This window comes from Streptococcus sp. HMSC070B10 (assembly GCF_001808665.1).
GTDB lineage: Bacteria > Bacillota > Bacilli > Lactobacillales > Streptococcaceae > Streptococcus.
In genome coordinates this window covers 11199-19781 of sequence record NZ_KV794201.1, presented here as the reverse complement: position 1 = coordinate 19781, position 8583 = coordinate 11199, and the positions used below count along the sequence as shown (strand labels likewise).

The 8583-nt window shown below is 42.7% G+C and carries 8 protein-coding genes and 2 pseudogenes; all 10 read right to left on the bottom strand.

The window, feature by feature from the left end; translation table 11 throughout:
* Window positions 1-35 precede the first annotated feature (35 nt).
* Window positions 36-1319 (bottom strand): trigger factor, encoded by a 1284-nt coding sequence (gene tig / locus HMPREF2613_RS06920; RefSeq protein ID WP_070479836.1) that lies wholly within the window; start codon window positions 1317-1319, stop codon window positions 36-38.
* A gap of 92 nt (window positions 1320-1411) precedes the next feature.
* Window positions 1412-2068: pseudogene (locus HMPREF2613_RS11580) on the bottom strand (DNA alkylation repair protein).
* The gene (locus HMPREF2613_RS06910; protein WP_070479835.1) at window positions 2069-2701 is read right to left on the bottom strand and encodes a response regulator transcription factor; all 633 of its coding nucleotides are present in this window, start codon (window positions 2699-2701) and stop codon (window positions 2069-2071) included.
* A gap of 10 nt (window positions 2702-2711) precedes the next feature.
* Complete coding sequence (locus tag HMPREF2613_RS06905) at window positions 2712-3710, bottom strand: envelope stress sensor histidine kinase LiaS (RefSeq protein WP_070479834.1); 999 nt, start codon at window positions 3708-3710, stop codon at window positions 2712-2714.
* A complete protein-coding gene (gene liaF, locus HMPREF2613_RS06900) occupies window positions 3707-4405 on the bottom strand; it encodes a cell wall-active antibiotics response protein LiaF (RefSeq protein ID WP_070479833.1) in 699 nt (232 codons plus the stop codon). Before liaF ends, HMPREF2613_RS06905 begins: the two co-directional genes overlap by 4 nt.
* Window positions 4406-4481: 76 nt before the next feature.
* Complete coding sequence (gene fni, locus HMPREF2613_RS06895) at window positions 4482-5492, bottom strand: type 2 isopentenyl-diphosphate Delta-isomerase (RefSeq protein ID WP_070479832.1); 1011 nt, start codon at window positions 5490-5492, stop codon at window positions 4482-4484.
* A complete protein-coding gene (locus HMPREF2613_RS06890) occupies window positions 5476-6483 on the bottom strand; it encodes a phosphomevalonate kinase (protein ID WP_033686442.1) in 1008 nt (335 codons plus the stop codon). Before HMPREF2613_RS06890 ends, fni begins: the two co-directional genes overlap by 17 nt.
* Window positions 6470-7423 carry a diphosphomevalonate decarboxylase gene (gene mvaD / locus HMPREF2613_RS06885; RefSeq protein WP_033686440.1) on the bottom strand — a complete coding sequence of 318 codons (954 nt, stop codon included), beginning with the start codon at window positions 7421-7423 and terminating at the stop codon, window positions 6470-6472. The genes HMPREF2613_RS06890 and mvaD overlap by 14 nt, the downstream gene beginning before the upstream one ends.
* Window positions 7405-8283, bottom strand: coding sequence for a mevalonate kinase (mvk, locus tag HMPREF2613_RS06880; RefSeq protein WP_070479831.1), 879 nt, complete (start codon window positions 8281-8283; stop codon window positions 7405-7407). The genes mvaD and mvk overlap by 19 nt, the downstream gene beginning before the upstream one ends.
* A gap of 121 nt (window positions 8284-8404) precedes the next feature.
* Window positions 8405-8583, bottom strand: a pseudogene (locus tag HMPREF2613_RS06875) (N-acetylmuramoyl-L-alanine amidase family protein); the annotation flags it as partial.

Genomic DNA, 8583 nt, shown 5'->3' with positions numbered 1-8583 from the left:
ACGTGGTTTGAATTTGATTTTCGAAGAGTATTAGATTATTTAACTGTTGCTGTGCTTGTAATCAATTCAACAGCTTTTTTGATTGTGATGTCGTGTTTTAACATATCAGCTGAAAGCAAGCTTTGTACTTGAGCAACTTCCATGTTGTAGTCTGTTGCCAATTGCTCGATTTCTTTTTGGATTTCTTCTTCTGAAGCATCAAATCCTTCAGCTTTGGCAACTGCTTCGATAACAAGGTTAGTCTTAGTTCGTGACTCAGCTTCTCCCTCGTATTGTTTGTGAAGATCTTCTTGAGTAGTTCCAGTGATTTGGAAGTACATATCAGGGTTGATACCTTGACGTTGCAAGTTTCCAAGGAATTCGTTTACTGAACGGTGAACTTCTTCGTGAATCATTTCTTCTGGAAGTTCTACGATTTCAGCGTTTTCTACAGCTTTATCGATTGCTGCACCTTCAACGGCATCTTTGTAAGCTTCTTCTTTAGCAGCAGCCAATTCCTTGCGGTATTTTTCTTTCAATTCAGCAAGTGTTTCAACTTCTTCGTCGATGTCTTTTGCAAGCTCATCGTCAAGAGCTGGAACTTCTTTAGCTTTTACTTCGTGGATAGTTGTTACGAATTTAGCTTCTTTACCTGCAAGGTCTTCTGCTTGGTAGTCTTCTGGGAATGTTACGATAACATCAACAGTTTCACCAGCTGAGTGACCTACCAATTGGTCTTCGAAACCTGGGATGAATTGACCTGAACCAAGTCCAAGTGAGAAGTTTTCACCTTTTCCGCCATCAAATTCAACACCGTCAATAGAACCAACGAAGTCGATGACAACAGTGTCGCCGTTTTCAGCAGCAGCTTCTTTGATAACCAATTCAGCCAAGTTGTTGCGTTCGCGTTCGATACGCTCTTCAACGTCAGCGTCAGTTACTTCTTTTTCTACATCAACTGATACTTCAAGGTTTTTGTAGTCACCCAATTTTACTTCAGGTTTTGTAACAACTTCAGCAGTGATAACCCAGTCTTGACCTTTTTCCATTGAAGTGACGTCAATTTTTGGTTGAGCAACGACTTCAAGACCAGCTTCTTTTACAGCTGCTTCATAAGCATTTGGCAAAAGAGCGTTCATAACGTCTTGGTAAAGTGACTCTTCACCAAATTTTTTGTCGAAGATAGGGCGTGGAAGGTGACCTTTACGGAAACCTGGAACATTAAGAGATTTCTTCACTGAGTTGAAGACACGGTCCAATTCTGGTTTGATTTGGTCTTGAGAGATAGTGAAAGTCAAGACACCACGGTTTGTTTCTTTGTTTTCAAATGATACAGACATTCTGTCATTTCTCCTTAAAATTTTTTAAATACAGTCTATTATAACATAAATGGGCGACTTTTTTCAAGTAATGAATGCGCTCTTCAATCACTCTAGAGGTACTTGCTTGCTTCTTTGATACTAAGGTCAGCCATTCTTTCCTTGTTTTTCTCAATGAAGCCTGCTACCCAAGTTGGATTGGTTTTGGAGTAGTCTCTTAGAGCCCAACCAATGGCTTTATTGATAAAGAATTCTGTTTGGTTCAAATTATGAAGCAGAATCTTTTCCATTAATTGAATATTGGTCTTCTCTTTTCTTAACAGCTGGTGGTCAATAGCGACACGTCTCAGCCAGATATTATCTGATAGGCTCCATTTTAAGATTATTTCTTCTAGTTCAGGGTGGTCATACACCAAACTCCCTACTACTCAATCTAGGATATCTACGGTATCCCACCAGGATTTTGTGACGACTAACCGCTCAAGCTTAGGTAAATCGTTCTCCGTTAGATAAGACTGCATTGCTTTCAAATAATTAGCAGCCACATATTGGTATTCTCTAGGCTCCTTTCTCCAGCAAGTATCTACAAAATTCCAGTCTATAATCTTTGTTTTTTTCGCTTTTGGAAAGTATTTTTTATAGAGTGCATTTCTTTCAGGAGCCGCTATACCTAGGAAGAAAAACTGATGGCGCATATAGGCTTCCATGGGCCCTGCCTTTTTTGAATCTTTTGCTGCTTCTAGCTCAACAAGTAAATCTGTTAGACTCATCTAAAACTCCTCACGCCCCACCAAGTGGTGCTGAAAGGCATAGACTGCAGCCTGGGTACGATCGCTGACCTCAAGTTTGGCTAGGATATTGGACACATGGGTCTTGACCGTCTTGAGAGAGATAAAAAGTTCATCTGCGATACGCTGATTTTCGTAGCCCTTGGCGATGAGTTGGAGAACATCTCGCTCACGCGCAGTCAAGTCCTCATGTAGTTCTATGTGATTGCGGTGGTATTCGACCTTCTTGCTGACCTCTTGCTCAATGGCCAACTCGCCAGCAGCCACCTTACGAACAGCATGGAGTAGTTCGTCTGCACTAGAAGTCTTGAGCATATATCCCCTAGCACCAGCATTCAAGACTGGCATGATTTTTTCATTATCTAGATAAGAAGTCACAATCAAAATCTTGGCTTCAGGCCATTCTTTGAGGATAGCCAAGGTCGCATCAATCCCATTCATCTCAGGCATGACGATATCCATGACAATGACATCTGGACGCAGTTCCAAGGCCAAGTCAATTCCTTGAGCCCCATTTGCCGCCTCGCCTACAACTTCTACATCGTCTTGGAGGTCAAAGTAGCTTTTCAAGCCCAATCGGACCATTTCATGGTCATCTACTAGTAAAATTCTCATCTTTACTCCTTTATGATTCCTTATCGAGCAAGGGAATACGGATATCAACTGCCAAACCTTGCTTGGGAGCTGTCAAAAGCTGAACCGTACCTGCCATATCTTCAACCCGTTCCTTGATGTTTCGCAGTCCATAACTCAAGTCGTCAAAACTCCCCAGCTGGAAACCAATCCCATTGTCCACCACCTTCAGTTGCAATTCAAGATCCGTCTGATAGAGATAGACATCCAAACAGGAGGCCTGGGCATGGCGGAGGGCATTGCTAATCAACTCCTGCAAAATGCGGAAGATATGTTCTTCAATCTTCTTGGGCAATTTAGACACATTCTGCTTGAGACTAACCTTGAGATCACTCTTGTCCTCAAGCTCTTTTAGGATAATCTGAATCCCTTCAACCAGACTCTTCTGCTCCAGTTCAACTGGTCGCAAATGCAAGAGCAAGACCCGTAAATCCTTCTGGGCTGTTTCTAAAATAGCTGTGACACTCTGCAACTGGGTCTGCATCTTTTCTCTATCCAATTTCAAAGACTGCTGACTGATACCCGATAAAATCATGTGAGCCGCAAACAACTCCTGACTGACTGTATCGTGCAAATCCCGAGCAATCCGCTTCCGTTCCTTCTCGATGATTTCCTCTTCCTGAGCAAGACTGTGATTTTCAGCTTTTTGAAGAGCCTCTGTCAAGAGATTAAGTTTCCCTGACAAGGACTTGAAACTGGCATTCAAATCTGGATCTGAAACCTGAACCACTTCTTGCCCTGCCAATAAACGCTTGAGATTGGCCTGCATTTTTCTTAGAAAAAGCTCTTCGACACCTCGCCAAAACAGGGCTAAGAGACAGGTCATGGACATACTGAACACCAACAACAAAAAAACAAATTTTTCTGTTTTTTCGACATCATGCAGGAAAATAGACCAGTCAAAATCAAGAATTTCCAATAAGCTGTGGGACAGAAATAAGACAAACAGGAAAGAGGTGAGGGCAATGATTACATAAGCTTGTTTTTTCATCCTCTGACCACCTCCACATCGCCAATCATAGTGGTCAAGAGAATCTTGACGCTCTTGTTACTCTTGAGATAATCTCTCGTTTCTTGATGATAGTGTTCATTACGTAGAGCTCGCTTTGGATGATTAAAAAAAGTCAAATCCCCATAGAGACAGTTAACACTGAGACTAACTTCTACATCTACGGGCACAATGATTTTGGTCGTACCTACCATCTTTCTGAGGATAATGACATTATCGTGATTGGTTAGGATTACCCTCTCCAGATGAATAGTGTCTTTACCCATGAGGCGAAAAAGATTGATATCATCAAACTGGCAAGTCTGGTAACTTGAAAAATGATGGAGATTACCAAACCAACGATTTTTCTCCTTCTTAACCGTCACCACATCTTCAAACACCAAATTGGTCTGATCTTTTTCCTGATTCATCATCGGGTAAAGAAGAAATAGACTGTATATAACCGCAACAAAAATAGCTAGAATCACAAAAGGATTGAGCATGACGATGAAAAAGAAGAGAATGGTTGCCACCACCAAAAGAAGGTTATTGCCCTCTTTACCAGTGTAATAGCGAATCAAAAGCAAAAAGAGGAATAGAATCAGCAGAAAACGCGAAAAATGCTCTGAAACCATCAAAATCAGAGCTCCCGTCAAAAGACAGGCTTCGATAAATAAAAAGATTTTAAATTTTCTCATAGGTTCATCCTCTCCCTTCTATTTTATCACAATTGGAAAAAGTCACCTCGGTCTGAAGATGGAAAAAAGGCGGTGGTTACGCCTTTTTCATCTGATCATTTGCTTCTTTTAATTTTCCATAAAGAATGTAATCTACGCTTTGCAGATCTGCTATGGTAGCACAGTTAAGGGCGCACATAATCAAACGCAGATCTGCTTTCCAGCCTTGGACAATGCCAATCACCTCTTCAACTGAATAGGTTTCAACCAATTCCAGAACGGTTCGTGACAGCCCTACAGCCTTTGCGCCAAAGACCAAACACTTAATCATATCCAGCGGATTGCGAACACCTCCGCTAACCAAAAGTTCGACCTTATCTTTCCAGTCTTGGGCATTGAGAAGGGCTTGCATGGTAGACTGGCCCCATTGATTGAGATAATCACGCTGACCACTGCGACGGTTTTCAATATAGGCAAAGCTGGTACCACCACGACCTGATAGATCCACTGTACGAACACCCAATTCATAGGCTCTTTCGATGGTCTTCACATCCATTCCAAAGCCCACTTCCTTGAGGACAATCGGAACGGGGATTTGCTTACTATAGTCTGCCAGATTCGATTGCCAGCATCTGAACTTCCTTTCTCCCTCAGGCATGAGTAATTCCTGCATGACATTGACATGCACTTGCAGGAGAAGAGGGGTCATCTCATCTACAGTCTGAAGACCTAATTCGACAGGCTTGTCCAATCCAATATTGGTTCCAAGGAGGAGATTTGGATGACTAGACTTGACAGAAAAAGAGTCATCTGTTGAATCTTTGAGGGCTGCGCTATAAGATCCCGTCACAAACAAAATCCCACAGGCGTCCGCCACCTGAGCTAGTTTTTGATTGATTTCTTTACCTTTTTCACTCCCACCCGTCATGGCATTGATATAGAAAGGAAAATCCCACTTTCGACCAGCAAACTCTGTCGACAGATCGATTTCATCCAGGTCGTAAAGAGGCAAGGAAGAATGAATCAACTCCACCTCATCAAAGCTGTTGTAGGAACTTTTCTGCTCAAGGGCATAGCGGATGTGCTCATCCTTACGATTTGTCGTCATGTCCCATCCTTTCTTGGTATAAGAGCTCAATCCCCAGATCGGCCCAACGGTTTTTTAGGGTTTCAGTTGATTGCTCATCAAAACTCAAGGCAATACCACAATCACCACCACCAGCGCCGCTACTCTTGGCAACAGCCTGCAAATCTTGACTGGCTTCTTTCAACTGTCTAAGTGAAGGTGTGTAAATATCTGCACTCAAGCTTTCTAAGAGCTTACTGGCTCCTTCTACTTGCTCGATAATTATTTCTGATTCCCCCTGCTCCAAGGCTTCTACCAAAGAAACCACCGTTTCTTTTGAGGAACTTAAAAAATTCTGATTGATATTTTGCTTGATTTGTTGAACCATGTGACTCGATACAGCCACTTCCTTGGTCCATCCCACTAAGAAATCACATTCTAGGGCTGGTCGCACTTGTGAAATTGAAAATCCCCAATCACGTTCCAAAACTGTCGCCAAATTTTCTTCTTTCAACCAATCTGCTACCTTTTGGCGATCAAATGACTGGTAGAGAACCAAATCCTCTGCCACAATACAGGCAATGTCCCCCATAGAACCATTGTCTCCGCGCTTAAGCAAGACAGCACTGGCCAGCTTGAACAAGAGATCCTGATCAACCGAAAGATTATATAGAGCTAGCAGAGCCTTGATGACCAAGACAACGACGCTACCGCTAGAACCTAAACCAAACTTTTTCCCTTCTCTTTCCATTTTTCCTCGGATTTCCAAAGAAAAAGGTCGCAAGGTCTGCCCACGATTGGCGAGGAAATCTTCCACTAAAGCAATCGTTTCTTGAATCAAGCTATAGTCAGGATTTGGTGTCAAATCCACTGCAAAATCAAACAGATCCGAATAGATACGATAACTATCAGAAAAAGCAATCTCTCCCTTCATATAGATAGGAATGGCCTTTATCAAGGCCAACTGCCCTGGCTCTAAAATAGCATATTCACCTGCCCAATAGAGTTTTCCGCAAGTTTTAACAGCAATCATCTTGACTCAAATCCTTTGTTTTTGACACAATCAAGCGATAACGTTGACCGAAGATTTCTGATAAATGCTCCAAGTCTTTCTCTTGACAGAGAACCTTGACATTGGGACCAGCATCCATAGTAAAGTAGCAGGCTTCCCCTTGCTCACGAAGCTGGCGGACAAAGTCCATTGCTTCATAGCTTGCATCCGTCAGATAAGAAAAGGCTGGTGATGCTGTTTTGGTCGTAGCGTGCATAGCCAGGGCATTTTTCTCCGTTAATTCCCCAACCTTAGCAAAGTCGTTCTCTTTGAGATAAACCAGCATATCCTGATAATCCTTCTCAGACTGACGCACCCAGTCATCAAAGGTCGTCGAGGTTTCCACACAAAGTTTCATCCCGTCACGGCTAGAGATTGGTTTTTTCTTATCCTCTAGCACCAACATAATCATAGCTAGTTTCAAGTCTGTCTCTACAAGGTAAATTTCCCCGCTATCCTTGTCCCAGGCACCTAGCGGTCCATAAAAACTCCGAGAGGAAGAACCTGAGGCAAACTTAGCCTCCTGTGCCAACTGACTTCTATCCAAGCCAAGCTTGAAATAAGCATTGCAAGCCTTAACTAAGGCGGATAAACCACTAGAACTTGAAGACAAGCCCGCTGCGGTAGGCATATTGTTTTGAGTATCAATACGAACAAAGCCATCACCATCTGGACGGTAGCGGTCAATAATCTTGCTCATCTTGGCATGCTCAACCTCATTTTGTAACTGACCATTGATATAAAATGCATCAGCAGTCGCATCCGTTGGTAAAGGCGACAAGGTCGTCTCCGTATACATATTTTCCAAGGTCAGAGAGATACTGCTAGTAGCAGGCACCATCTCTTTTTCTTTTTTCTTTCCCCAATATTTGATAATAGCAATATTTGCGTAGGAACGTACTGTTACAGGCTCTCTATCCATATCTGAACAGCTCCTTTCTCTTCTAATCTTTCTGCTAGTTCTTGTGCGTGTGGCAAATTGGGTGCCAAGGCTATGATACAGCCTCCAAGCCCACCACCGCTCATCTTGGCACCCAGAGCTCCATGTTTAAGAGCCGTTTCAACCAAAGAATCTGCCTCAGGACTACTAACACCAATTTCTTTTAAATGCAAATGCGCTTGACTAAGGATTTGTCCCAGCCCTTCAGCATCTTTTCGTGAAATCGCTTCTTCTGCCTGCCGAGTTAATTCTCCCAAGGCATGCAAAAACGGTAAGGCATCCTTGCCCTTGCTTTGAACCACTTGGATGGCTTCACGAGTGTGACCATAAACGCCCGTATCTGCAATCACTAAATAGGCTGATAGATCCATCTCAAGCTCTGTAAATCCTACATTCTTAATAAAGCGAATAGGTTGGTCACTAAGACAGGTCTTAGCATCCAAACCACTAGGATTCATATGTGCAATCATCTCCGCCCGATTGACCAATATTTCTAGTACATCATGAGGCAGTTCTGCCTGATAGTAGTCAAAAACCGCACGAATGGCCGCTATGCTGATAGCCGCTGACGAACCCATTCCCCGCTTCTCAGGGATAGCCGAGTCAATCTCACAGCGAATGCAGGATTCTTTGATATCCAAATACTCCAGCGAAGCATAAACCGCCATGGACAAGGTATCCTCCTCATAAAGACGCCAAGGACTTTCAGCAGGAACTACCTTACAAGTCACCTCCACCTCCAAAAGAGGCAGGGAAATGGCCGGATAACCGTAAACGACCGCATGCTCCCCTATTAAAATTATCTTACTATGTGCCTGACCGACACCAACTTTTTTTGTCATTTTTTCCTTTTACTAGACGAAAAGAACGTCTTATTTTCATACAAGTATTTATTCTTTCCTATCTATTTTATTATATTTTCACAAAAAAAGCGATTGTTTCCATTCACAATCGCCTCTTTCATTATTGAACCCATTCGCCATTATAATTGACAGAATAGCCATCTACGGTCGTATTCACTGCCAAAGCACCTGAGTTGTAAGCATAGTACCATTTGCCATTGACCTGGAACCAGCCTATCTTCATATCTCCATTACTTGCATTTAGGTAGTACCAAGTTGAACCATCTTTCACCCAACCAG